The following is a 24,708-nucleotide window of genomic DNA, read 5'->3' on the forward strand; positions in this document are numbered from 1 at the left end:
CGTATCGCCGTGGCCGGTTGTCCGTGAGCGCGGCCGACGACACCGCGACCGCCTTCGACGCGGCCACCTCGGTCCGGTCGCTCGGGGACGGCACGTTCACCGCGACGTTGCGCGCGGAATGGGCGATCGGGGTCCATCCGCACGGCGGGTTTCTGGTGGCGTTGCTGGCGAAAACCGCCGCCGCCGCGTTGCACGAGCGCGGGGACGCGACGGTCGACCCGCTCGCGGTGAGCACCGAATTCCTGCACGCGCCCGCGCTCGGGCCGGTTTTGCTGCGCGCCGACGTGCGCAAAGTCGGCCGCCGGGTGTCGGTGGTCGCGGTGTCGCTCGAACAGCGCGGGCGGGCTTGCGTCGAGGCGAGGGTCACGGTCGGGCGGCTGCCGATGCGCCGTTCCGAATGGACGGATCTGCCGCAGATGCCCGCCGAACCGCCGTCGAGCGCGCCGCAGCTCGGCAAGGACACCCCGGAAGGCCCGTTCCACCTGTCCGCCGCCTGCGACGTCCGCCTGGACCCGGCGACCGCGGGGTTCCTGTCCGGCCGCACCGGCGACCCGCCCCGGCTGCGGATGTGGGCGCGGCCGCGCACCGGCCAGCCGGACGTGTACTTCTCGCTGCTGGCCGGCGACCTCAACCCGCCGGTGGTGGCGAACCTCGGCAGGCACGGCTGGGCCCCGACCGTCCAGCTGACCTCGCTGGTGCGCACCCGTCCGGCCCCCGGCTGGCTGCGGATCCTGGTCGAATCGCGCTCGGTGCACGAGCCGTGGTTCGACTCGGACGCGACCGTCGTGGACGCCCAAGGCCGCCTCGTCGCGCAGGTGCGGCAGCTGGCGCTCGCCCCGGCACCGGGCGGCTGAGCAGCGTTTGGCACGCTGAAGCGCATGAGTGTGATCGCGGTGCTGGGTGCGGGAAAGATCGGCGAAGCCCTGCTGTCGGGCCTGCTCAACGGCGGCCACGAGCCGGGCGACCTGCTCTTCACCGAACGGTACGAGGAGCGGGCGCGCGAGCTGGAGACGCGCTACCCGGGCATGAAAGCGGCGACCGTCGCGGACGCGGCGCGGCGGGCGGACATCCTCGTGGTCGCGGTGAAGCCGCAGGACATCGAGCCGGTGCTGGACGAGCTGGCCCCGCTGCTCGGGACGGGCTCGCTGGTCGTCTCGCTGTGCGCGGGGCTGCCGACCGCGTTGTACGAACGCCGGCTCGCCGAGGGCGTCCCGGTCGTGCGCGTGATGCCGAACACCCCGATGCTGGTCGGCGAGGCGATGAGCGCGATCTCACCCGGCAAGCACGCGACGGTCGAGCACCTCGCGACGGTCAAGGAGCTGCTGTCGCACGTCGGCCAGGTCGTCGAGGTGCCGGAGCGGCAGCAGGACGCGGTCACCGCGCTGTCCGGATCCGGTCCGGCGTACTTCTTCTACCTGGTCGAGGCCATGATCGACGCGGGCATCCTGCTCGGGCTGCCGCGTGCGCTGGCCGGGCAGCTGATCATCCAGTCGGCGGTCGGCGCGGCGAAGATGCTCGCCGAGGGCCAGGACCACCCGGTGCTGCTGCGCGAGGCGGTCACGTCCCCGGCCGGGACGACCATCAACGCGATCCGCGAACTGGAGAAGCACGGCGTGCGCGCGGCGCTGCTCGACGCGATCGAGGCCGCCCGCGACCGCTCCGAGGAGCTGGGCCGCGCCCACGAAAACTGAGCTCCCGCCTCCACCCCGGACCGGCCCCAATGCCACATTGGGTGCATCTGACGCACCCAATGTGGCGTTCGGTGCGTCGCATGCACCCAATGCCACATTGGGGCGCTTCGGGCCGTGGGGTGCGGGAAGGTGCCGGCGGAGACCGCTGGGCCGTTCAGGGTCGCCTATGCCGTAGCGGGGCAGTCGGCTGAATCCGGCAAACCGGACTCTGCTGGGCCGTCCGGGCTACGCGAAGGCCCAGGTGAGGGCCCATCCTGGTGACAGGCGTCGCACGAGTCCCACCTGTCCCGCTACCCTCGGAAGAGCACGTGCGTGTCGATACCACAGGTGGGGAAGCCTCGTGGCGCGACACGTGTCGAAGGACGCGGTAAACATGTCGCCGAACAAGAGGGAGGATTTGCCCGCGGTAGGGCAGGTCCAGTTTTTGACAGTCGCCGAAGTGGCCACGCTGATGCGGGTCTCGAAGATGACCGTGTACCGCCTGGTGCATTCGGGCGAACTTCCCGCGGTCAGAGTCGGGAAGTCCTTCCGGGTGCCGGAAAAAGCGGTGCACGAGTACCTGCAGGGTGCTTACTTCGACGTCGGGTAAGGGCGCCGCGTGGCTCCGCCGCTCCGTTGAGGGCGGTGGCGGGGCGGGGTCCGGGCGGTCGCCGGGCATGCGTGAAACCATGCCCGCCGACCGGCCCGCGCCGGGACGCTAGTAGCCTGGTAAACCGCTCGTGCCTGTGCGCTCCACCCGTTGGACGCTGCGCCGGGCAGCGTGACCGACGACCAAAGAGGAGCGCCCATGGGTTCCGTGATCAAGAAGCGCCGCAAGCGCATGTCGAAGAAGAAGCACCGCAAGCTGCTGCGCCGTACGCGCGTGCAGCGGCGCAAGGCCGGCAAGTGAGCCGTCCTCGCGATTGAGGTTTCGTGGCCCGTCCAGTCTCTGGACGGGCCACACTCATGTTCGGGCCTTTCTGCGCCCGATCGAGTGAGGTGCGGATCGCAATCCGGACGTCCCTCGTAAAAACGAGGTAAGCCCTGGTCAGAAGGGTGTCCCTGGCCGGTAACATGGCAGGCGCATCAGCGCGATGCTTTCAGCGAGTGCAAGTTCGCGCACCCCGAGTGATCACTCCGTCTTGCACACTGCTGCCGATCAGGGAGTTCCATGGCCTCGAACATCGTGCTCGTCACCGGGGTCGCCGGCGACCTTGGCGGGAAGCTGCTCGCCAGGCTCGGCGCGCATCCGGATCTCGAGCGGGTGATCGGCGTCGACACCGCCCCGCCCGCCAAGGACATCCAGCAGCGGATGGGCCGCGCCGAGTTCGTCCGCGCCGACATCCGCAATCCGCTCATCGCGAAGGTGATCAGCAGCGCCGAGGTGGACACGGTCGTGCACACCTCGTGCACCGCGCATCCGGCCGGGCCGAGCCGGCGCGCGGCGGTCAAGGAAGTCAACGTCATCGGCACGATGCGGCTGCTCGCCGCGTGCCAGCGCGCGCCGAAGGTGCGCAAGCTCGTGGTGAAGTCCAGTGCCGCGGTGTACGGCGCGGGCGCGCGTTCGCAGGCGGTGTTCACCGAGGATTCGGAGCTGATCCCGCCGTCGTCCAGCGGCTACGCGAAGGACGCGGTCGAGATGGAGGGCTACGTGCGCGGCCTCGCCCGCCGCCGCCCGGACCTGACGATCACGCTGCTGCGGTTCGCGAACATCATCGGCCCCGAGGTCGACACCGTGCTGGCCCGGTACTTCTCGCTGCCGGTCGTGCCGACGGTCTTCGGCTACGACTCCCGGCTGCAGCTGTTGCACGGGTCAGACGCGCTGTCAGTGCTGGAAATGGCGACGGTGGAAGACCGGCCGGGCGTGTTCAACGTGGCCTCCGAGGGCGTGCTGACGCTGTCGCAGGCGATCCGCCGGGCGGGCCGGGTCGGGCTGCCGATGCCGCGGGCCGTGGTGCCGTCGGTCGGCAAGCTGCTGCGCGGCGCCCGGGTGGTCGATTTCTCGCCCGACCAGGTGCGGCTGCTGAACTTCGGCCGCGCGGTCGACATCACGAAGCTCAAGAAGGAGTTCGGGTACACGCCCCGCTGGACCACCCGCGAGGCGTTCGACGATTACGTGGCCGGCCGAGGCCTGCGTCCGGTGCTCGACGGCGGCGCGCTGGCCGGGCTGGCCGGCAAGGTGCTCGAGGCCGCCGCCACCGGGCAGGCGCGCCGATGAGCCACGCGACGAGGGCCGGAAGCGAGGCGAATCCCGTGAACAGTGCCGAGGCACAGGTCATTCCGCTGCATGGACCCGGCCGGGAGAAGCCGGCCGACGCGCGCGAACCGGTCGAGGAGCGGGTGGACGCGCCGGTCGTCGAGTTCCCGGCGCAGCCGTCCCGTCCGGTGCGCGAGCCCGCGGGCGATCCGTTGTCGGAGTCGGTGCGGAGCGCGCTGACCTTCCTGCGGCATCGGCTCACCGGCGACTACGCGGTGGACGAGTTCGGGTTCGACGCCGAACTCACCGAGACACTCCTGCTGCCGCCGCTGCGCGCGCTGTACGAGAAGTGGTTCCGCGTCGACACCTTCGGCGTCGAGAACCTGCCGAAGGCGGGCGGCGCGCTGCTGGTGTCGAACCACTCCGGCACCTTGCCGCTCGACGCGTTGATGACCGCGGTCGCGGTGCACGACGAGACCGGCGGACGGCACCTGCGCGGCCTCGGCGCCGATCTGGTGTTCAAGCTGCCGCTGGTCGGGTCGTTCGCGCGCAAGTCCGGGCAGACGCTCGCCTGCAACGCCGACGCCGAACGGCTGCTGACCAACGGCGAGCTGGTCGGCGTGTGGCCGGAAGGGTTCAAGGGCGTCGGGAAGCCGTTCTCCGCGCGGTACAAGCTGCAACGCTTCGGCCGCGGCGGCTTCGTGTCCGCGGCGATGCGCGCGGGCGTGCCGATCATCCCGGTGTCGGTGGTCGGGGCCGAGGAGACGTACCCGAAGATCGGCGAGCTGAAGGTGCTGGCGCGGCTGTTCGGGCTGCCGTACTTCCCGGTGACGCCGTTCTTCCCGCTGCTGGGCCCGCTCGGCGCGGTGCCGCTGCCGACGAAGTGGACCATCGAATTCGGCGAACCGATCCGCACCGACGACTACGGCCCGGACGCGGTCGAGGATCCGATGCTGGTGTTCACGCTCACCGACCAGGTGCGCGAGTCGATCCAGCACGCGCTATACCGGCGACTTTCGCAGCGGCGCAGCGTTTTCCGCGGCTGAGCGTCAGCCGGGCAGCCGCCAGCCGCGGCGCACTGAGCGTTCGCAGCGCTGAGGTTCGTCGCCGACGCTGACGAACAGCGCGGTCAGCAAAGGCGCGCCGTGGTCGAGCGTGGTGCGCGGCAAGGGACCGTTGGCGACCAGCGAGACCAGGCCGTGCGCGATGGCCCAGCTTTGCGTGGCGAGTTCGAGTGCGTCGAGGCCTTCGCGGTACCGGCCGGTGTCGCGGCCTCGGGCGGCGGCTTGCACCAGGTATTCGAGGGTGTCGTCGGCGGCTTGGGCGTCTTCGAGCTCGAAGTTGGCGTCGAACATCACGCGGTACAGGTCCGGGTGGTCGAGCGCGTTGCCGAGGTACGCGGAGATCAGCGCGGCGTGGTCGCGCACCGGATCGGCGGACTGGCTGACCTCGGCCATCCGGTGCGCCAAACGGGTAAAACCCTCCTGGCGCAAGGCTTTCCAGAGACCGTCCATATTGTCGAAGTGCGTGTAGACGGCCATCGTCGACACTCCGGTCCCGGCGACGAGCGAGCGCAGGGTGATCGGTTCGCGGGTGCGGAGCATCTGCGCTGCCCGTTCGAGCAGCAAGGTGCGCACTGCCGGATCCTTCGCCCTCGCCATGGCGGCATTCTATAGCATTGCAATGCTATGTTTGAAGGACCGATGATCTTTCCCGGCTTCAGGAGGAGAACATGACTGTCACCCTGGTCAACCCAGCTGCGCTGCCGCAGGTCGGCCTCTACCGCCAGGTGTCCGTCGCGACTGGCTCCAGGACGGTCCGCATCGCCGGGCAGGTGGCGCGGACTGCCGACGGCGGGCACGTCGGGGACGGGGATCTGGCCGCGCAGGTCGAGCAGGCTTACCTGAACGTGGCCGCGGCGCTGGCCGAGGTGGGCGCGACCTTCGCGGACGTCGCGCGGCTGACGGTGTACTTCGTCGAGTGGTCGCCGGAGAAGATGGGCGAGTTCGTCGAGGGCGTGCAGCGCGCGGAGAAGAAGCTGGGCATCGCGATCCAGGCCCCGTTGACGGGGATCGGCGTGGCGTTCCTGGCGGAGCCGGACCTGTTGGTCGAGGTCGAGGCGACCGCAGTCCTGGACTGAAGCCTCAGCGGCGGCGGTACGCCATCCCCGCGGCGACCGCCCCCGCGACCGCGCCCGCGCCGAGTACCGACGGGACTCCGATGCGGGCGGCTTTGCGGCCGGTGCGGAAGTCGCGGATTTCCCAGCCTCGGGCGCGGGCGACGTCGCGCAGGCCGCTGTCCGGGTTGACCGCGACCGCGGTGCCGACGACCGACAGCATCGGGACGTCGTTCTGCGAATCCGAATAAGCCGTGCAGCGCTTGAGGTTCAGGCCTTCGCGCGAGGCGAGCGCGCGGACCGCGTGCGCCTTCGCGCGGCCGTGCAGCATGTCGCCGACCAACCGTCCCGTGTAGACGCCGTCCTTGGTTTCCGCGACCGTGCCGAGCGCGCCGGTGAGGCCGAGGCGGCGCGAGATGATCGCGGCGAGTTCGATCGGCGTCGCGGTGACGAGCCACACGCGCTGGCCCGCGTCGAGGTGCATCTGCGCGAGCGCGCGGGTGCCGGACCAGATCTTGTCCGCCATCAGCTCGTCGTAGATTTCCTCGCTCATCGTGGTGAGCTCCTCGACCGTGCGACCGGCCACAAAGGACAGCGCGCGCTCGCGGTGGGTCTTGATGTCGGCCTTGTTCTCGCGCCCGCCGATGCGGAACTTGACCTGGTCCCACACGAAACCGGCGAGGTCGGCCGAGGTGAAGAACTTGCGCGCGGCGAGCCCGCGCGCGAAGTAGAAGATCGACGCGCCCATCATCATCGTGTTGTCCACGTCGAAGAAGGCGCCCGCGGTGAGGTCGGGCGGCGCGGGCGGAACCGTCGTCGCCAGCTGAGCCGAGGAGGCGGCCGCCTCGGCCGAAGCCTCGCCCGCGAGCGTGGCGAGCCGCTCCAGTTCCTGACTCTTATCCTTGCCACGCCAAGCTGACACGCACACCGCCTCCAGGTTCGGGCACGTCCCGGCGGACGACGCCGACCGGGTCCTGCAGCACAGGGTAGCGACCGGGCGACTCACCCGTTGGAGATGTGGCGGGGACCTCGGACAGGGGTTGCCGGGTTGTGCTGATCACGGCTCGGGGGAGTGGCGAAGGTCGCGTCAGCCGACGACGATCGGCGGGAGCCCGGGCAGCAGCGGCGGGATCGAGACGACCGGCGGGGGCGCGGGCCGGGTCGGGATCCGGGGCGAGGTCGGGGCCGTGATCGGCGGCGGGAAGCTCGGCGGCGCGGGCGGGTGCGGGATCTCGGCCGACGTGCGGGTCGGCGTGGGCGTGCCCGGGCTGCTGAGCGTCGGCGACGAGACCGAGCGCACCGGCAGCGGGGAGTCCGAGGGCGGGACGCTCGTCCCGGGAGCCGGCGGAGGCGGGCTGCTCGGCGTGGAGCCGCCGGGCGACAGCGGTTGCTGCGTGCACGCGCCGCGCGCGGGCAGCAGGCCCAGTTCGTCGGTGGTGCCGGTGGTGATCTGGTAGCAGCTCAGCCGCGAGCCGAGCGCGGAAGTCCGCTGCTGGACCCGGTCGAGCAGGAGACGGGCCTGCCGGAAGTCCTCGAGGGCGGACGCCGGAATGCCGGTCCGCTCCGACTCCAGCTGCCGCGCCTGGCTCTGCGCCCACGCTTCCAGCGAGGTCAGCCGGGTGCGGTTGCCGCTCGTGGTCGCCAGTTCGGTGAGTTCGGCCACGCCCGCGCGGACGTCGTTGCCGAAATCGTGCAGCGCGGTTTCGTACGCCGCCGGGCTGGCGTCGTTCATCCGGCCCAGTTCGGTGACGCGGTTCGCGGCGAACTTCAGGTGCTTCTCGGCCTTGGCTTCGTCGCCGAAGGTCAGGCCGAGCGACGTGACCTCGCCGGCTCGCTTGACGCTGTACAGCGCGTCTCCGGGCAGGGCGTCGCGCGAAAGCAGCAGTGTGAGGCCGCCCAGCCCGAGAATCAGCGCGATGCCCGCGGCGGCGAGGTCGGCCATGCGCGGCCGCCACCGCCGGCGCGGAAGCGGTTCGCCGATGCGGCCTTCGATCTCGGCGCGGATCCGGGCCCGGGTCGCGGGATCGGGCGCCCCGGCTTGGCCTAGTTCGCGCAGGGCGCCGACGAGGGCCAGCTCTTCGGCGAACTCGTCCGCCTGCTGCCGGGAGGAAGCATTGATCGCGTCGTCGAACCGCTCGCTCTCGGTCCGACCACGCGAAAACCACCCGGGCACGCCCACGGTGCTGCTCCGTCTCACCCAACGCCCGGCCCTGACCGCCGGTCTGCGTGAGAAACGATTAAGACGCCGGAAAAGTTACGGCTGTTCGTTGAACGATCAACGCAAGCCGGTGGGCAGCAGCTGCGCGAGCCGCCGGACGGCCCGGTGCTGCAGCGCCTTCACCGCGCCCTCGTTGCGGTCCATGATCTGCGCGGTCTCCGCGACCGACAGACCCTGCAGGAACCGCAGCACAATGCATTCGCGCTGGTCCTCGCCCAGCTCGGCGACGCAGCGCAGCAGCTCGGCCCGGGTCGCGCCCGCGATCGCCTGCTGTTCGGGCCCGGCCTGGGCGGCCGGTCCGACCGGTCCGCCGGGCACGCCGCCCGGTTCGGCGACCTCGTCGGTGACGACCTCGAGCCGGAACCGGCTGGACTTCACGTGGTCGAGGATCAGGTTGCGGGCGATGGTGACGAACCACGCGCCGACGTCGCGGCCCTGGTAGCTGACCGACGTGATCCGGCGCAGCGCGCGCAGGAAGGTCTCGCTGGTGACGTCCTCGGCCAGGTCGCGGTCGCCGAGGCGGAAGAGCGCGTAGCGGTAGACGACGTCGACGTACCGGTCGTACAGCTGGCCGAACGCGGAGGAGTCGCCCGCCTGCGCGGCCCGCACCAGCTCCCACGCCTCGGCCTTCGCGACCTCGGCGGCGTCCGGTTCGGATTCGGCCTTGGGCAGCGGCACGGCGGCCGCGGACGAGCCGAACACGCGGTCGGCGAACATCGCGACCGGACCGCGGTGCGCGGCGGCGGACAGGGTGATCGGACGGGTCATCGGGCGGCACCTCCGGCTGTCCCTGGTGCGGCCGGGCGCGTACCCGAGGGCGTGCGGGCGTGCCGCGGCGCGTGTTCCACACCCTCGTGGACCGGCAGCTTCGGCACGACGACTCCCTTGTTCGGGTCACCCGGCAGTGATCAACGCCACCCGGCGACGCACAGCAGCATACGTGTTGTTACCGCGAAGTAGGTAGTGTCCCGGTCAGGCAGAGGTGCGACGATCTCGCGGCATCCCCATTACGGGTGACAAGATGACGAATCCGCAACGGAACGGGAGGGGTGGGGGTGGACCGGATCAGCACCGCCCACGGCGTCGCCGGCCTGCTCGCCGACGCGGCCGGCCGCTGGCCGGAGCGCACGGCGATCACCGAGACGGGCACGGGCGTCACGCTGACCTGGCGAGAGCTCGACGAGGCGGCGCACGCGCAAGCACGCCGGCTGGTCTCCTCCGGCGTCGAGCCGGGCGACCGGGTGGTGCTGCGGCTCCCCACGTCGGCTGACTTCGCGGTCGCCCTGTTCGCAGTGCTGCGCGCGGGCGGCATCGCCGTGCCGCTGTCCCCGCAGGCCCCCGCGCCCGAACTGGAACGGCTGCTGGAGCATTGCGGCGCGAAACGCGTGGTGCAGCGCGACGACGCCGAACTGCCTGAGGGCGTCACCGGTCTGCCGCCGCGCGGCACCGAGCCGGGCGACCCGGTCGACCTCGCCCGCTCCGGCGAGGACATCGCGGTCATTTCGTACACCTCCGGCACGACCGGGCCGCCGCGCGGAGTGCTGCTCTCGCACCGCGCGTTGCTGGCGAACCTGGCCCAACTGTCCCAAGTGGACGGAGTGACCGAGCACGACGACCGGGTGCTGGTGTCGATCCCGCTCTTCCACGTCTACGGCCTCGGTCCGGGGCTGCTCATGGCGACCGCGGTCGGGGCGACGCTGGTGCTGTCCGAGCGCTTCGAGGCCCGGCGGACGCTCCAGGACTGCGCCGAGCATCGCGTCACGGCGATCACCGGCGTGCCCGCGATGTACAACGAATTCGCCGCGCTCGAACCGGAAGAACTGGCGCACGGGCTGGCGACGGTGAAGCGGCTGACGTCCGGGGCCGCGCCGCTGCATCCGAAGGTGCTCGCGGCGATCCGCGAGGCCGCCGGGCTCGACGTGTACGAGGGCTACGGGCTCACCGAATGCGCGCCGGTGGTGACGTCGACGCTGGTCACCGGCTATCCGAAGCCCGGCTCGGTCGGGCGGCCGCTGCGCGGGATCGAGCTGCGGCTGGTGGATTCCGACGGGTCCGCGGACGAACTGCCGCTCGACCCCGACGAGCCGGACGACGTGTTCGAGGAGGGCGGCAGCACCGGGCTGGTGTCGGTGCGCGGCGCGAACCTGTTCTCCGGGTACTGGCCGGACGGCGCGCACGGGCCGGACGCGGAAGGCTGGTTCCGGACCGGCGACGTCGGCTACCTCGACTCAGACGGCGACCTGCACCTGGTCGACCGGGCCAACGACTTGATCATCGTCAACGGCTTCAACGTCTTCCCGCACGAGGTCGAGGAAGTGATCTCGCAGCTGCCCGGGGTGGCCGAGGCCGCCGTCGTGGGCGTGGTCGACGAGCGAAGCGGCGAAGCGGTGAAGGCGGTTGTGGTGCCGGCGGAGGGCGCGGCGTTGTCGGAACAGCAGGTAGTGGACCAGTGCGCCGCGAATCTCGCCGGCTACAAGGTGCCGCACACCGTCGAGTTCGCCGAGACGTTGCCGCATTCGGCGACCGGGAAGCTGCGCCGGCTGAAGCTGCGCTGATTAGGCTGGTCCCGTGCACAAAGTGACCGTGATGAGCCGCGAAGGATGCCACCTGTGCGAGGTGGCCGAGGCGGACGTCGCGCGGATCTGCGGCGAGCTGGGCGTGCCGTGGGAAACCGCGGATGTCGACAGCGACCCGGAATGGCAGGCCGAATACGGCGACCAGGTGCCGGTGATCCTGATCGACGGCGTCGAGCACGGGTACTGGCGCGTCGAGGAAGAACGGCTGCGCGCGGCACTGCGGTAAGCAACCCGTAACCGCTTCGAACGGGCCAGATGCGGCCGCACCCGCCGAAGATGGTGGGGTGAGTGCGTTGAAAGAAGCCCCGCCGACCGCCCGGCCGCGCCTGTCGCTGGGCATCGCGACGTTCATCGGCCTGGTCTCGCTGGCCGTCGCGCTGGGCGTGGGGCATCTGGTCGCCGGATTCGTCGGATACAGCGCGTCGCCGTTCGTCGCGGTCGCGGATTTCGTGATCGCGCACAGTCCGCACGCCGTCGTGGTGTGGGCGGAGCAGACGATCGGGACCGCCGACAAGACCGTGCTCAAGATCGGCCTGGCCGTGGTGCTGCTCGGGTTCGCGGTGCTGGCCGGACAGCTTTCGCGCAGTCGTCCGCTGCCGGGCCAGCTGCTGGTGGTCGTGGTCGGCGCGTTCGGCATCTACGCGGTGTTCGAGCGCACGGACGTCGGACAGCTCGCGTTGCTGGCTCCGGTGCTGGCGCTGGGTGCTTCGCTGCTGGTGTTCAGCTGGCTGCATCGCCGGGCATTGCCGCCGGAAACCGAACCGCGGCAAGGACTCAACCGTCGTCAGGTCTTGCAGCGCGGCGCGGGAATCGCGGCCGGCGCGGGCGTGGCGGCGATCGTCGGCGAAGTCGTGGCCACGACCGGCAGCGCGACCGGCTCGCGCGCGTCGATCGGGCCGCTGGTCGCAGCGAAGAAAGCCCCGCCGCTGCCGCCGGACGCGGACTTCCACAAACTCGGTTCGCCGCCGTTCATCACGCCGAACGGGAGCTTCTACCGGATCGACACCGCGTTCGTCGTGCCGCAGGTGCGGGCCGAGGACTGGACGCTGAAGATCCACGGCATGGTCGACCGCGAGGTGAGCTTCTCCTACGCGGACATCCGGAACCGCCCGCTGGTGGAGCGGACCGTGACGCTCACCTGCGTCTCCAACGACGTCGGCGGCGACCTGATCTCCACCGCGAACTTCATCGGCGTGGACCTGGTCGACCTGCTCGACGCGGCGGGCGTGCACGCGGGCGCGCAGCAGATGTACGCGACGAGCGTCGACGGGTTCACCTGCGGCACCCCGGCCAACGTCGCGCTCGATCCGGCCCGCGGCGCGATGCTGGCGATCGGCATGAACGGCGAGCCGCTGCCGGTCGAGCACGGCTTCCCGGCGCGGATCGTGATCCCGGGGTTGTACGGCTACGTCTCGGCGACCAAATGGGTCACCGACCTGGAGTTCACCACCTGGGACGCGCGCCAGGCGTACTGGCTGCAGCGCGGCTGGGCGGAACAGGCCCCGATCAAGACCGAATCGCGGATCGACGCGCCGGCCAGCGGGACGTCGGTGCGCGCGGGCAAGGTCCGGGTCGCGGGGACGGCGTGGGCGCAGCACGTCGGGATCGCGAAGGTCGAGGTGCGGGTGGACCAGGGCGCGTGGCTCCCGGCGACGCTTTCGGCCGAGGTCAACAAGGACACCTGGCGGATGTGGTGGGCCGAGGTGCCGGTCCCGCCGGGCAGCCACACGGTGACGGTGCGGGCGACGGACCAGTCCGGGTACACGCAGACGGACCACCCGGCGGACCCGGTTCCGGACGGCGCGACCGGGTGGCACACGGTGCCGTTCACCGCCGCCTGAACCTGCTCGTCTTCTACGCGGCCGCGAGCGGGGTTGTGCTTCTGGTCATGCGGATGACCAGTGACTTTGTGCATGCGTTCACAAGTGGACTACCGTAGGAACCCGTCCCCGCGAGGACCGGCATCGAACCGGACGGAAGCTGCGGGGTCAAGGGTTGGTTTTCCACTGCCGGTCGAGGCAGGTGGGGGACAGCGCGGGCACGAAGCCGGATTGAGGAGAAGTCAGCGTGGTGACACAGCGGGGCGGGCGCGGCGGTGCCGAACCGCCGGCCACGCCTCCCCGCGACGAATCCGGGGGTGCCGAATCCGCGCCGCCGGCCGCTCGCCGGTCCGGTGGACGGCACGCCGCGGGCAGTCGCCGTCGAGCCACGGTGAGCGAGAACGGCTTGGCGCGCAACGGAAACTCCGCCGCGGACCCGGAGAATGGGCACGACCAGGTCGCGGGCGGTGGAGAGCACGCTGCGGGCAATGGGCGAGTCAACGGCAACGGCCGCGCCAGCCGGGCAGCCGCCCGAGCCGCCGCCGAAGCCCAGGCTGAAACCCCCGCGGACAGCGAAGCCAAACCCCGCACCCGCCGCGCCGCCCGGACTCCCCGTCCCGCGCCCGACGCCGACAACGCCCCGACCGCCGAGATGCCCGCCGTCTCCGACGCGGAGGACACCGCGGTCCGCGCGAAGCAGATCCCGGAGGCCGCCGTCGCGCGGCTGGCCGTCTACCTGCGGATCCTCTCCGGTTTGGCCGAGCAGGGCGCGACCACCGTCTCCAGCGAGGAACTCTCCGCCGCGGCGGGCGTGAACTCCGCCAAGCTCCGCAAAGACCTCTCCTACCTGGGCTCCTACGGCACCCGCGGCGTCGGCTACGAGGTGCAGGTGCTCGTCAGCCAGATCGAGCGGATCCTCGGCCTCACCCGGCAGCACCGCGTCGCCGTGGTCGGGATCGGCAACCTCGGCCACGCCCTCGCGAACTACGGCGGCTTCCCCGGCCGCGGCTTCCCGGTCGAGGCGCTCTTCGACCTCGACCCCGACCTGATCGGCGTCCCCGTGGGGGGTCTCCCGGTCTCGCACATGGACGACATTCCTCGCGTTTGCTCCGAACGGGAGATTTCCGTGGGGATCATCGCCACACCTCCTACCGCCGCGCAGTCGGTGTGCGACAGGCTGGTGGCAGGCGGCGTCCAGTGCATCCTCAACTTCGCGCCGGTAGTGCTCCAGGTGCCGGCACACGTCGAGGTCCGCAAGGTCGACCTGGCTGTCGAACTGCAGATCCTCTCGTTCCACGTGGCCCGGCGCGCCGACAGCGCGGCGAGCACGGGGTCCGCTGGGGAAAACCAGGGGAATCCCGGGTTACCCGGAACCGGCGGGGCCGCCGACAATGGCAACGGCGGACGTAACGGCGCCGGCACGGACGGCGGTCTCGGAATGGTGGTGCGCTGAATGAGCGTGTTGGCGGTCGGGCTCTCCCATCGCAGTGCGGATCTCGGCACGCTCGAGCGTGCGGCGATCCCCGCGGACGAGCTGACCAAGGTCCTGCACGACCTGCAGCAGGCCGAGCACATCAGCGAGGTCATGCTCGTCTCGACGTGCAACCGCATCGAGGTCTACGCCGTGGTCGAGACGTTCCACGGCGGCGTCAACGACGTCTCGGAGGTGCTCTCCCGCAAGGCCGGGATGGAGCCCGCCGAGCTGTACGACAGCCTGTACGTGCACTACGCGGGCGCGGCCGTCGAGCACCTGTTCTCCGTCACCTCGGGCCTGGACTCGATGGTGGTCGGCGAGACGCAGATCCTCGGCCAGATCCGGTCCGCGTACGCGACCGCGCGCGACGCCGGCACGGTCGGCCGCACGCTGCACGAGCTGATCCAGACCACGCTGCGCGTCGGCAAGCGCGTGCACTCCGAAACCGGGCTCGACCAGCTCGGCGCGTCCGTCGTGTCCGAGGCGCTGGCCGCCGCGGGGGACATCGCGGGCAAGCACGCGCTGATCGTCGGGGCCGGTTCGATGGGCGCGCTCACCGCCTCGCAGCTGCGCAAGGCCGGGATCGCCGAGATCACCGTGGCCAACCGCACCGAAGCCAACGCCGTCCGGCTGGCCGAGAAGGTCGTCGCGGAGGGGATCCCGGCCCGTTCGGTGCCGCTGTCCGCCCTCGCCGAGGCGGTCGAGCTGGCCGACGTCGTCGTGGCGTGCACCGGGGCGCAGGACGCGGTCTTCCTCGCCGGGCACGTGCCCGCGCGCGCCGGGCGTCCGCTGGTCGTCTGCGACCTCGGGATGCCCAAGGACGTCGACGCCGCGGTCGCCGAACTCGCCGACGTCACCGTGGTCGACCTGGAGACGATCCAGCGCCGCATGCGCGACGCGGGAGCCCCGACCACCGAGCGGCAGACCGCCAAAGCCAACGGCATCGTGCTCGACGAGGTGCGCGAGTACCTCGCCGGACAGCGCAGCGCCGAGGTCACGCCCACGGTCACCGCGCTGCGCAGGCGCGCGGCCGAGGTGGTGGACGCGGAGCTGCTCCGCCTGGACAACCGGCTGCCGGAACTCGACAGCCAGGTTCGCGAAGAGGTCGGCCGCACGGTTCGCCGCGTGGTCGACAAGCTGCTGCACGCGCCGACGGTGCGGGTCAAGCAGCTGGCCGCCGAGACGGCCGACACCGACTACGCCAACGCGTTGCGGGAACTGTTCTGCCTCGACCCGCAGGCTCCTGCGGCCGTGGCGAGCCCGACAGCGCCGGACACCGAGAAGAAGCGGTAAGTGACCAGAGTCATTCGCATCGGCACGCGGGGCAGCAAGCTCGCCCTCGCGCAGACCGGCATCGTCGCCGACACCATCCGCGCCACCGGGGCGGAGGTGGAGATCGTCACGGTCACCACCCCCGGCGACCTCTCCAGTGCGCCGATCTCGCAGATCGGGGTCGGCGTGTTCACCTCGGCGCTGCGGGAAGCGTTGCTGCGCAACGAGATCGACGTCGCCGTGCACTCGTACAAGGACCTGCCCACCGCACCCGAGGCCGGCCTCGTGCTGGCCGCGGTGCCGCCGCGCGAGGACCCGCGCGACGCGCTGATCGCCCGCGACGGCCTCACCCTCGGCGAGCTTCCGCCGGGCGCGAAGGTCGGCACCGGCGCGGCGCGGCGGATGGCTCAGCTGCGCGCGCTGGGTCTCGGTTTGGAAATCGTGCCGATCCGAGGCAATATCGATACCCGCATGCGCAAGGTGACCGACGGCGAGCTGGATGCCGTGGTCCTCGCGCGTGCCGGACTGGCCAGGGTCGGCCGGGTGGACGAGATCACCGAAACCCTCGACCCGATCCAGATGCTGCCCGCCCCCGCGCAGGGGGCGCTGGCGCTGGAATGCCGGGCCGCCGACGTGGACATCGAGCACCTGCTCGCGTCCGCGGTGGACGACGAGACCACGCGGGTCGCGGTGACGGCCGAACGGGCTCTGCTCGCCGCGCTCGAAGCCGGGTGCAGCGCGCCGGTGGGCGCGCTCGCCGAGATCGTCGAGGACCTCGACGACGAGGGCGCGGTGGTGGAACGGATCTCGCTGCGCGGCACCGCTGCCGTCGAAGGCGAGAACGGCGGCGTCGACATGGTCCGGGCTTCCGCGATCGCCGGGATCGGCGAGGCGGAGAAGCTCGGCCGGGAGCTGGCCGCCGAACTGCTTGACCTGGGTGCCGGGGCGCTGCTCGGCCCCGCGCTGTGACGCCAGCCGTCACCGACCCGCACGACCTGCCCGACACCAGCGGCCGGAGCACCGGCCGCCCAAGAGGAGAAGAACACCAACGATGACCCCTGCTCGCAAGACCGCCGGGCGCGTCGCCTTCGTGGGCTCGGGCCCCGGGGACGCCGGGCTGCTCACCGTCCGCGCCCAGGAACTCCTGGCCAAGGCCGAGGTCGTGGTGACCGACCCGGACGTGCCCGCCAGCGTGCTCGCCTTCGCCTCCCCCGACGCCGAGGTCCGTCCCGCCGTCGGCGAACCGTCCGACGTCGCGAAGGACCTGACCGCCGAGGCCAAGGCAGGCCGGCTCGCGCTGCGGCTGGTCTCCGGCGACCCGCTGACCAGCCCGGCCGTCGTGGCCGAGGTCCAGGCCGTCGCTCGCACCTCGGCCGTGTTCGACGTCATCCCGGGCGTCGCGCCGGGCACCGCGGTGCCGGCGTACGCGGGGGTCGCGCTCGGCGGCACCTACACCGAGGCGGACGTCCGCGGCGAGGTCGACTGGGGCGCGCTGGCCGCGGTCCCCGGCCCGATCGTGCTGCACGCGACCTCGGCGCACCTGGCCGAGGCGGCGAGCCAGCTCACCGAGAAGGGGCTGGCTCCGACCACCCCGGTCGCGGTCACCGCGAACGGCACCATCAACACCCAGCGCACGCTGGACACCACCCTCGCCTCGGTCGCGAACGACGCGGGCGAGCTGGTCGGCCCCCTGGTCGTGACGGTCGGGCAGGCCGCCGGGCAGCGGTCGAAGCTGTCCTGGTGGGAGTCGCGGGCGCTGTACGGCTGGAAGGTCCTGGTGCCGCGCACCAAGGAGCAGGCGGGCGAGATGGCCGAGCGGCTGCGCGGCCACGGCGCGACCTCGCACGAGGTGCCGACCATTTCGGTCGAGCCGCCCCGCAGCCCGGCGCAGATGGAGCGGTCGGTCAAGGGCCTGGTCGACGGCCGGTACCAGTGGATCGTCTTCACCTCCACCAACGCGGTGCGCGCGGTGTGGGAGAAGTTCGAGGAGTTCGGTCTCGACGCGCGCGCGTTCTCCGGCGTGAAGATCGCCTGCGTCGGCGAATCGACGGCGGCGAAGGTGCGGTCGTTCGGGATCATCCCGGAGCTGGTGCCGACTGGCGAGCAGTCGTCCGAGGGGCTGCTGGCCGAGTTCCCGCCGTATGACGACGTTTTGGACCCGGTGAACCGGGTGCTGTTGCCGCGGGCGGACATCGCGACCGAGATTCTGTCGGCTGGTCTGGTCGAGCGTGGTTGGGAAGTCGACGACGTCACGGCTTACCGGACTGTGCGGGCCGCGCCGCCGCCCGCGGAGACTCGCGAGATGATCAAGACCGGCGGGTTTGACGCGGTCTGTTTCACCTCGTCGTCGACCGTGCGGAACCTGGTCGGGATCGCCGGGAAGCCGCACACGCGCACGCTGGTCGCGTGCATTGGGCCGAAGACCGCCGAGACCGCGGTGGAATTCGGTCTGCGAGTGGACGTCCAGCCGGAGAAGGCCGACGTGCCGCACCTGGTGGACGCGCTCGCCGAGCACGCCGCCCGGCTTCGTGCGGAGGGCGCGTTGCCGCCGCCGCGCAAGGCCAAGCGCACCCGGCGCAGCTGAGGTTGTTGTCCGTGAAGGGCTCCTTGAGGGAATCAGATTCCCTCAAGGAGCCCTTCACGGCTTTCCGGGGAGGCGCGGGAGTACCTTGGAGGGGTGTTCCCTGAGCAGCGACCCCGCAGGCTTCGTACTACTCCGGCAATGCGCAGGTTGGTCAGCGAGACCACGTTGCGGCCACGGCAACTGATTCTGCCGATGTTCGTGGCGGAGGGTCTTGATGCGCCGCGGCCGATTGCCAGCATGCCTGGGGTTGTGCAGCACACTCGCGACACCTTGCGCAAGGCCGCTGTCGACGCGGTTAACGCTGGGGTCGGCGGGCTGATGCTCTTCGGTATTCCGGAGAAGCGGGATGCGCAGGGCTCTGGCGCGGTGGACGAGAAGGGCATTCTCAACGTCGCGTTGCGGGATCTGCGCAGCGAACTCGGCGATTCCACCGTGTTGATGGCGGACACCTGCTTGGACGAGTTTACCGACCACGGGCACTGTGGCGTGCTCGACGCGGACGGTGTGGTCGACAACGACGCCACGCTCCGGCTGTACGCCGAGATGGGGGTCGCGCAGGCGGAAGCCGGGGCGCACGTGCTCGGGCCGAGCGGGATGATGGACGGGCAGGTCGGCGTGATTCGCCGGGCCCTCGACGAGGTCGGGCACAGCGAGACCGCGATTCTGGCCTACTCGGTCAAGTACGCCAGCGCGTTCTACGGGCCTTTCCGCGAGGCCGTCGACTCCCAGCTCAAGGGCGACCGCAAGACTTACCAGCAGGACCTCGGCAACGCGCGCGAGGCGATGCGCGAGCTCGAACTCGACCTCGCCGAGGGCGCGGACATGGTCATGGTCAAGCCTGCTCTGTCCTATTTGGACATCATCAAGGCGGCCGCGGACATCTCGCCGGTTCCCGTCGCGGCGTACAACATCTCCGGCGAGTACGCGATGGTCGAGGCGGCCGCGGCGAACGGCTGGCTCGAGCGTGAGCGCACGGTCCTCGAGGTGCTGACGTCCATCCGTCGCGCGGGGGCGGACCTGATCTTGACCTACTGGGCGGCCGAGGCCGCGACCTGGCTGGACTGAGCCCGGGTAGGGTCTTTCGGGTGGCCGAGAAGGACAAGAACACCCCGAAGCCAGCCGAGGTGACCCCGGACGATCTTTCCGGGCTCACCGACGACGAGCGCCGCAAGCGCGGGCGCGCGCCGGATCCGGTGCTGCCGGGGCAGATCGCGCCGAAGGCCAAGCCGCCGACGCCGGTGCACGTCGCGTTCGTGCTCGCGATCGTGGCCGTGGTGCTCGTGGTGATCGGGCAGGTCGTCACCGTCTTGCTCAAGCAGCAGCTGGTCGACCACGCGATCGAGCAGGTGCGCCAAAGCGGCCAGAAGGTCGACCCGGCACAGGTGCAGGCCAACGCCAACGTCCTCGTCTGGGCCATGCTGATCGGCGCGCTGTGCTTCGGCGCGCTGCTCGTGCTGTTCGCCTGGAAAGCCCGCGAGGGCACGCGGTCGGCGCGCAGCATCGCGACGCTGCTGGCGGTGCTCGGCGTCGTGTTCGAACTCGGCGTAGTCCGCAGCATTTTCGCGCTCGCCGCTTCGCTGGCGCTGGTCGTCATGCTGATCCTGCTGTACCTGCCGAAGGTCGCGGACTATTTCCCGAAGGTCGGCAAGAACCTGTAATGGCGGCGAGGACGCTGTACTCCGAGGCCGGTGTCGGCTGGTCGGCGCTGATCTGGGGCCCGCTGTTCGCGCTGCTGGGCGCGCTCGCCGAACTGGCCACCGGCGGGCCGACGCACGTCGTCGGCTGGGTGCTGATCGGGGCCGCGTTGTGCGGGCTGACGCTGCCCTGGGTTTACGCGCGGCGGCGGTTTCTTTCGCTCGAGGTCACCACCGAGGGGCTGCGGCAAGGGCGGGAGACGCTGGCCGCCGAGCGGATTGCCTCGGTGACCGACGTCGGCGCCCCGGTCGGGACGCGCGTGCTCGGCGGCGGCTGGTCGGTGCCGCGGAAGTACGACGAGCTGCCGGTCGAGCTGACGGACGGCACGGTGGTGCTCGCCTGGGCCCGCGACGTCGAGGCGCTGAAGTCCGCGCTCGCGGAGCTGGCCGCGAAGAACCGACCCGAGGAACAGGCCGATGACTCCCGGAACTGAACCCCCACGAGGGACGCGGAACGGCGGCGAACCTGAAAGGCTGGACCCCGTGATCGACCTACCCCAGCCGACCGGAGCCGGGCTTTGGCCGCCGGAGGAAATCCAGCCGCAGACGAAGCTCAACCAGCCGTGGCGCGCGTTCGTCGCGCTCGGCGAGGTCGTGGCGGCCGCAGCGGTGCTCTGGATCGCGTTCGCGCTGTGGCACGCCGGGGTCGTCCCGGTCGTCACCACGGCGGGCGACGGCACCCCGTTGCCGTCGCAGCGGTACCTCGGCGGACACATCGCCGGGGCGCTCGGCCTCGGCACGCTGTCCGCGGTATTGGTCGTGGACGCGGTCCGGCAATTGCTGCTCGCGGTGCGGGCGCGGCACAAAAAGAAGAAGGACTGATTACACAGCTGGCCCACAGGGAACCAACAGCTGACTGCTAACCAGGCCCCGCAGTCTTGCGCCCATGACGCGGCTGCGCACACGAACCTGGGTGATCAACGGAGTCCTTGTCGTGCTGCTCGGCGGCGCGGCTTTCGGGATTTATCAGGCCTTTTCCCCGAGCAGTTCCACCGCGCAGGCGCAAACCCGCACGACGCCGGTCCGGCGCGCGAACGTTTCCCAGACCGTTTCGGCGGCGGGCACGATCGCGAGCACGTACACCGGCGTCGCGAACTTCACGACGTCCGGCAAGGTTACGAGCATCGACGTGAAGGTCGGCGACGTCGTGAGCGCCGGGCAGAAGCTCGCCACGATCGACTCTTCCCAGGCCAGCAAACAACTTCAGGTCGCGAAGGCCAACCTCGCGGTCGCCGAGGACAACCTGACGACGGCGGAGGACAACCCGCCCGCGAACCAGACCGCGGCCCAGGCGCAGAGCAGCACCGCGTCGCTCCAGGCCAAAGTGGATCAAGCGCAGCTGGACGTCGACAACGCGGAAACGGCGCTCGCCGCGACCACGTTGACCGCGCCGGGCGCAGGCACGGTTACCGCGATTAACGGGACAGTCGGGCAGCAAACGGGCAGCGGTTCCAGCAACAGTTCGGCGGGCGCGTCCTCGGCCAATTCCGGATCCGGTTCCGGCGGTCAGTCCGGACAGCAGTCGTCGTCCAGCAGCAGTAGCAGCACGGGCTTTATCGACATCACCGACATGGGCAGTCTCGTCGTCAATACCTCGGTGGCGGAAATTGACGTGAGCAAGGTCAAAACCGGTCAGAAAGCCACGGTCACGCTGAACGCGACGCCGGATCAACCGTTGCAGGCGACCGTTTCCAGCATTGACCTCACGCCGACCACGAGCAGCAATGTCGTCAGTTACGGCGCGAAGCTGGCGTTGACGAATCCGCCGACGGGACTGCGTCCCGGACAGTCGGCGAGCGTCGTCATCACGGTCGCGGAAGCCGATGGCGTGCTGAGCGTTCCGGCCGCGGCCGTCCGAACCAGCGGAACGACGAACGTGGTCACCGTGGAGCAGAACGGACAGCAGGTTTCGCGGCAGGTCGAGGTCGGCGTGCGCGGAGAGTCCACTGTGGAGATCAAGTCCGGGCTCAACGAAGGCGACAGCGTGGTGCTCACCGCCGCGTCGCCGACGACGTCGAGCGGATCCAACGGGCAGCAGCGGTCCGGCGGCACCGGCGGTCTGGGCGGGTTCGGCGGCCAGCAAGGCGGATTCGGCGGCGGACGCCAGGGCGGCATCGGCGGCGGGGGCCGGGGATGAAGCCGGTGATCGCGGTCTCCGGACTGCGCAAGACCTACGGCAGCGGGGAAACGGCGGTGCACGCGCTGCGCGGGGTCGACCTGCAGGTGTGGCCGGGCGAGTACGTGGCGATCATGGGCGCGTCCGGCTCCGGGAAATCGACCCTGCTGAACATGCTCGGCTGCCTCGACACGCCGACCTCCGGCCGGTACCTGCTGGACGGATTCTCGGTCGCCGATCTCAATGAACGTCAGCTTGCCTTGCTGCGCAACCGAAAGATCGGCTTCATTTTCCAGTCGTTCAACCTCGTGCCCCGCACCAGCGCGTTGTCCAATGTGGAATTGCCGCTGGTCTACAGCGGACTCAAGCGCGGGGAGCGCCGCCGGCGCGCGCTGGCCGCGCTGGAGATGGTCGGGCTGACCGATCGGGCCAAGCACCTGCCGAACGAACTGTCCGGCGGACAGCAGCAGCGCGTCGCGGTAGCGCGGGCACTCGTGGGCGGACCGGCGTTGCTGCTCGCCGACGAACCGACCGGAAACCTCGACCACGCAAGCACTGTCGACGTCCTCGGCGTCTTCGACCGGCTCAACGCACTCGGCCGCACGGTCGTGGTGATCACGCACGAGGACGAGGTCGCACAGCACGCGCACCGTGTCGTGCGGGTCAGCGACGGGCGGATCGTGTCCGACGAGGCGCGCACCGGGGTGGTCGCGTGAACTTCGTCGAGATCATGCGGTTCGCGGTGCGCGGACTCGCCTCGAACAAACTGCGTTCGGTGCTCACCACGCTCGGCATCACCATCGGCGTCGCATCGGTGATCTTGTTGGTGGCAGTGGGAAACGGGGCTTCGGCGGCGATCACCGCGAGCATCCAGGGGCTCGGCACCGACGTGGTCAACGTGACGCCGCTCCGCGGTGGCGGGCAGACCAGCCAGGTCCGGCCGCTCACCGTGCAGGACGCGCACGCGCTGGTCGACCCGGTGGGCGCGCCGGACGTCAAGGCGGCGGCTCCGGTGGTGAACACCAGCGGGACCGCGACGTACGGGCAGACCTCCTACGACGTGTCGAGCGTCGTGGGCACCGAACCCAGCTACTTCACCACCACGAACCGCCAGATCGCCGACGGTCAGCTGTTCAGCGCCGAGGACGTGACGCAGGCGCGCAAGGTCGTGGTGCTCGGGCCGACGACCGCCCAGTCGATCTTCGGCGCGAGCGAACCGGTCGGCAAGAACGTGCTGATCAACAGCATCCAGTTCACCGTGATCGGCGTGCTGCAGACGAAGGGCAGCACCGGGCTGCAGAACGCCGACGACGTCGCGATCGCCCCGATCAGCGCGGTGCAGAACTCGCTCGCCGGCTACGGCGGGCTGAACCAGATCGCCGTGCAGGCGGCCAACGCCGATTCGATCGGGCTCGCCCAAGCCGAGGTCACCGCGATCCTCGACGCCCGGCACGGCATTCCGGCCTCGGCCAATCCGGACTTCCAGATCCAGAACTCCGCGCAGCTGCTGCAGACCCGCACGTCGGCGATCCAGACGTTCACCGTGCTGCTCGGCGCGGTCGCGGCGATCTCGCTGCTGGTCGGCGGGATCGGCGTCACGAACATCATGCTCGTCACGGTCACCGAGCGGATCCGCGAAATCGGCATCCGCAAGGCGATCGGCGCGCCGCGCTCGGCGATCCTCGGCCAGTTCCTCGCCGAGGCGACCATGCTGAGCCTGTTCGGCGGACTGCTCGGCGTGCTGATCGGCGTGGTCGGCAGCCGGTTCGCCGTCGCGGGCATCCAGCCGGTCGTGGTGCCGTCGTCGATCGCGCTCGCGTTCGCGGTGTCCGCGCTGATCGGGCTTTTCTTCGGCAGTTTCCCGGCGAACCGGGCTTCGCGGCTGCGGCCGATCGACGCCCTCCGGCACGAGTAGGAGCGTCATGTCCGCGTCGACCACCCAGCCCATTCCGACCCCGCCGGAGGAGCCCGCCCGTCCGGAAGAGCTCATCGCCGAACCCGCCGTCCAGGGCGATCTCACCGCCGAGCTGAAGCAGGTCGCGCGGCCGTTCGGCAAGCCGACGCTCGTGCTCGCCGGGCTGCTCGTGCTGGCGCTCGCGTTCGCCGGCGGCGCGTGGACGCACGCGGCGTTCGGCCCGTCGAGCAGTACTTCCAACGCCCGTTCTGCTTCCCCGGACGGACAACCGGGATTCGGCGGCCGAACGGCGGGCGGCCGCGGGACGGTCGGGACCGTGGAGAAGGTGGACGGCAGCACGGTCACGCTGAAGACCGTGCAGGGCAGCGAAGTCACCGTGTCCACTTCGGACAGTACGACGGTCGGCGTGACCCAGCCGGGCAAGCTCAGCGACCTCAAACCGGGACAGACGGTGACCGTCCAGGGCCGCACCGGATCGGACGGTTCGGTGGCCGCGCAGGCGATCGTGGCGCAGCCGGGCCGTTAGGGCACGTCGTTGAGCGCGATGATCGCGACGTTCAGCGCGGTCGTGTAGAGCAGCCACGCCAGATACGGCACGAGCAGCAGCGCGGCGACGCGGGACCGGCGGTAGAAGAGCGCGATCGTGACGATGACGGTGAAATCGAGCAGCACGATGTCCACGCACGCGACCTGCGTGGAGCCGCCCGCGAAGAACAGCGAGATCCACATCAGGTTGAACAGCAGGCCGATGCCGTACGCGGCGAAGCCCTGGTTCTCGCCGTCGGTGCGCCAATAAGTCCAGCCGGCGACGGCGAGCACGAGGTACAGGACCGTCCACACCGGACTGAACAGGGACGAGGGCGGGGCCCACTCGGGCAGCACGTACCGGCTGTAGGCATCCGGCGCGGTCGTCGCGGCCAGCGCTCCGACCAGCGCGATGACGCCGACCAGCCCGACGAACACCGCGAGCATCAGCCACGGATTCCGCCGATGTGTGGGCGCCGTCACGTTTCCTCCATGGCTCGCCCCGTCCATGCGCGCCCATCTTAGGAGCGG

27 protein-coding genes are annotated in these 24,708 nt (G+C 70.7%); 22 read left to right on the top strand and 5 right to left on the bottom strand.

The annotated features are described in order from the left end of the window. Nucleotides 1–23: 23 nt before the first annotated feature. The 6 genes from CU254_RS01070 to CU254_RS01095 all read left to right on the top strand — a co-directional run bounded on the left by CU254_RS01070 (nt 24) and on the right by CU254_RS01095 (nt 4,913). Entirely contained in the window at nt 24–854 is an 831-nt protein-coding gene (locus CU254_RS01070) for a thioesterase family protein (RefSeq protein ID WP_037716391.1), read from the top strand. A 24-nt stretch (nt 855–878) separates the two neighbouring features. Further along, nucleotides 879–1,691: a pyrroline-5-carboxylate reductase gene (gene proC, locus CU254_RS01075; protein ID WP_037712173.1), complete on the top strand. Its 813-nt coding sequence runs from the start codon at nt 879–881 to the stop codon at nt 1,689–1,691. A 373-nt stretch (nt 1,692–2,064) separates the two neighbouring features. Further along, nucleotides 2,065–2,280: a helix-turn-helix domain-containing protein gene (locus tag CU254_RS01080; protein WP_033291067.1), complete on the top strand. Its 216-nt coding sequence runs from the start codon at nt 2,065–2,067 to the stop codon at nt 2,278–2,280. Nucleotides 2,281–2,478: 198 nt separating this feature from the next. Next, nucleotides 2,479–2,580, top strand: coding sequence for a 30S ribosomal protein bS22 (locus CU254_RS01085; RefSeq protein WP_007030867.1), 102 nt, complete (start codon nt 2,479–2,481; stop codon nt 2,578–2,580). A 261-nt stretch (nt 2,581–2,841) separates the two neighbouring features. Continuing rightward, nucleotides 2,842–3,888, top strand: coding sequence for an NAD-dependent epimerase/dehydratase family protein (locus tag CU254_RS01090; protein WP_009071953.1), 1,047 nt, complete (start codon nt 2,842–2,844; stop codon nt 3,886–3,888). Next, on the top strand, nt 3,885–4,913 hold the full coding sequence (locus CU254_RS01095) for a lysophospholipid acyltransferase family protein (protein ID WP_009071955.1): 1,029 nt from the start codon (nt 3,885–3,887) through the stop codon (nt 4,911–4,913). Before CU254_RS01090 ends, CU254_RS01095 begins: the two co-directional genes overlap by 4 nt. A gap of 3 nt (nt 4,914–4,916) precedes the next feature. Here the strand turns inward: CU254_RS01095 and CU254_RS01100 are convergent, their stop codons facing one another. Then, a complete protein-coding gene (locus CU254_RS01100; RefSeq protein ID WP_009071958.1) occupies nt 4,917–5,528 on the bottom strand; it encodes a TetR/AcrR family transcriptional regulator in 612 nt (203 codons plus the stop codon). 71 nt (nt 5,529–5,599) lie between these two features. Here CU254_RS01100 and CU254_RS01105 point away from each other — a divergent pair, with 71 nt between their 5' ends. Continuing rightward, nucleotides 5,600–6,007, top strand: a complete 408-nt coding sequence (locus CU254_RS01105; protein ID WP_009071960.1) for a RidA family protein — start codon at nt 5,600–5,602, stop codon at nt 6,005–6,007. A gap of 4 nt (nt 6,008–6,011) precedes the next feature. Here the strand turns inward: CU254_RS01105 and CU254_RS01110 are convergent, their stop codons facing one another. From CU254_RS01110 to CU254_RS01120, 3 genes are all read right to left on the bottom strand, one after another. Then, nucleotides 6,012–6,920: an HAD family phosphatase gene (locus CU254_RS01110; RefSeq protein ID WP_009071962.1), complete on the bottom strand. Its 909-nt coding sequence runs from the start codon at nt 6,918–6,920 to the stop codon at nt 6,012–6,014. A gap of 150 nt (nt 6,921–7,070) precedes the next feature. Beyond that, entirely contained in the window at nt 7,071–8,162 is a 1,092-nt protein-coding gene (locus CU254_RS01115; protein WP_050788103.1) for a DUF5667 domain-containing protein, read from the bottom strand. A 96-nt stretch (nt 8,163–8,258) separates the two neighbouring features. Next, entirely contained in the window at nt 8,259–8,969 is a 711-nt protein-coding gene (locus CU254_RS01120) for a sigma-70 family RNA polymerase sigma factor (RefSeq protein ID WP_009071965.1), read from the bottom strand. A 281-nt stretch (nt 8,970–9,250) separates the two neighbouring features. Between CU254_RS01120 and CU254_RS01125 the strand changes: the two genes are divergently transcribed. The 15 genes from CU254_RS01125 to CU254_RS01195 all read left to right on the top strand — a co-directional run bounded on the left by CU254_RS01125 (nt 9,251) and on the right by CU254_RS01195 (nt 24,178). Continuing rightward, nucleotides 9,251–10,756: an AMP-binding protein gene (locus CU254_RS01125; protein WP_009071966.1), complete on the top strand. Its 1,506-nt coding sequence runs from the start codon at nt 9,251–9,253 to the stop codon at nt 10,754–10,756. Between the two features lie 31 nt (nt 10,757–10,787). Then, on the top strand, nt 10,788–11,003 hold the full coding sequence (locus CU254_RS01130; protein ID WP_037716398.1) for a glutaredoxin family protein: 216 nt from the start codon (nt 10,788–10,790) through the stop codon (nt 11,001–11,003). Nucleotides 11,004–11,061: 58 nt separating this feature from the next. Then, entirely contained in the window at nt 11,062–12,618 is a 1,557-nt protein-coding gene (locus CU254_RS01135) for a molybdopterin-dependent oxidoreductase (RefSeq protein ID WP_009071970.1), read from the top strand. A gap of 631 nt (nt 12,619–13,249) precedes the next feature. Continuing rightward, nucleotides 13,250–14,050 carry a redox-sensing transcriptional repressor Rex gene (locus CU254_RS01140; RefSeq protein WP_009071972.1) on the top strand — a complete coding sequence of 267 codons (801 nt, stop codon included), beginning with the start codon at nt 13,250–13,252 and terminating at the stop codon, nt 14,048–14,050. Continuing rightward, nucleotides 14,051–15,364: a glutamyl-tRNA reductase gene (locus CU254_RS01145; RefSeq protein WP_009071974.1), complete on the top strand. Its 1,314-nt coding sequence runs from the start codon at nt 14,051–14,053 to the stop codon at nt 15,362–15,364. Further along, nucleotides 15,365–16,312, top strand: coding sequence for a hydroxymethylbilane synthase (hemC, locus tag CU254_RS01150; protein ID WP_009071975.1), 948 nt, complete (start codon nt 15,365–15,367; stop codon nt 16,310–16,312). It abuts the gene before it with no gap. An 82-nt stretch (nt 16,313–16,394) separates the two neighbouring features. Next, nucleotides 16,395–17,927 (top strand): bifunctional uroporphyrinogen-III C-methyltransferase/uroporphyrinogen-III synthase, encoded by a 1,533-nt coding sequence (locus tag CU254_RS01155; protein ID WP_009071977.1) that lies wholly within the window; start codon nt 16,395–16,397, stop codon nt 17,925–17,927. A 93-nt stretch (nt 17,928–18,020) separates the two neighbouring features. Beyond that, complete coding sequence (hemB, locus tag CU254_RS01160; protein WP_009071980.1) at nt 18,021–18,992, top strand: porphobilinogen synthase; 972 nt, start codon at nt 18,021–18,023, stop codon at nt 18,990–18,992. Between the two features lie 20 nt (nt 18,993–19,012). Then, the gene (locus tag CU254_RS01165; protein WP_009071981.1) at nt 19,013–19,585 is read left to right on the top strand and encodes a hypothetical protein; all 573 of its coding nucleotides are present in this window, start codon (nt 19,013–19,015) and stop codon (nt 19,583–19,585) included. After that, nucleotides 19,585–20,055: a hypothetical protein gene (locus tag CU254_RS01170; protein ID WP_009071983.1), complete on the top strand. Its 471-nt coding sequence runs from the start codon at nt 19,585–19,587 to the stop codon at nt 20,053–20,055. The genes CU254_RS01165 and CU254_RS01170 overlap by 1 nt, the downstream gene beginning before the upstream one ends. Before the next feature lie 49 nt (nt 20,056–20,104). Continuing rightward, nucleotides 20,105–20,443 (top strand): hypothetical protein, encoded by a 339-nt coding sequence (locus tag CU254_RS01175; protein ID WP_037712180.1) that lies wholly within the window; start codon nt 20,105–20,107, stop codon nt 20,441–20,443. Nucleotides 20,444–20,507: 64 nt separating this feature from the next. Beyond that, nucleotides 20,508–21,758 carry an efflux RND transporter periplasmic adaptor subunit gene (locus CU254_RS01180; RefSeq protein WP_009071986.1) on the top strand — a complete coding sequence of 417 codons (1,251 nt, stop codon included), beginning with the start codon at nt 20,508–20,510 and terminating at the stop codon, nt 21,756–21,758. Then, the gene (locus tag CU254_RS01185) at nt 21,755–22,453 is read left to right on the top strand and encodes an ABC transporter ATP-binding protein (RefSeq protein ID WP_009071988.1); all 699 of its coding nucleotides are present in this window, start codon (nt 21,755–21,757) and stop codon (nt 22,451–22,453) included. The genes CU254_RS01180 and CU254_RS01185 overlap by 4 nt, the downstream gene beginning before the upstream one ends. Then, on the top strand, nt 22,450–23,652 hold the full coding sequence (locus CU254_RS01190) for an ABC transporter permease (RefSeq protein ID WP_009071990.1): 1,203 nt from the start codon (nt 22,450–22,452) through the stop codon (nt 23,650–23,652). The genes CU254_RS01185 and CU254_RS01190 overlap by 4 nt, the downstream gene beginning before the upstream one ends. Before the next feature lie 7 nt (nt 23,653–23,659). Next, entirely contained in the window at nt 23,660–24,178 is a 519-nt protein-coding gene (locus CU254_RS01195; protein WP_009071992.1) for a DUF5666 domain-containing protein, read from the top strand. Here the strand turns inward: CU254_RS01195 and CU254_RS01200 are convergent. Beyond that, nucleotides 24,175–24,687, bottom strand: coding sequence for a TspO/MBR family protein (locus CU254_RS01200; protein ID WP_009071993.1), 513 nt, complete (start codon nt 24,685–24,687; stop codon nt 24,175–24,177). The genes CU254_RS01195 and CU254_RS01200 overlap by 4 nt on opposite strands. Between the last annotated feature and the right edge of the window lie 21 nt (nt 24,688–24,708).

Origin of the sequence: Amycolatopsis sp. AA4 (assembly GCF_002796545.1) — a bacterium.
Classification (GTDB): Bacteria; Actinomycetota; Actinomycetes; order Mycobacteriales; family Pseudonocardiaceae; genus Amycolatopsis.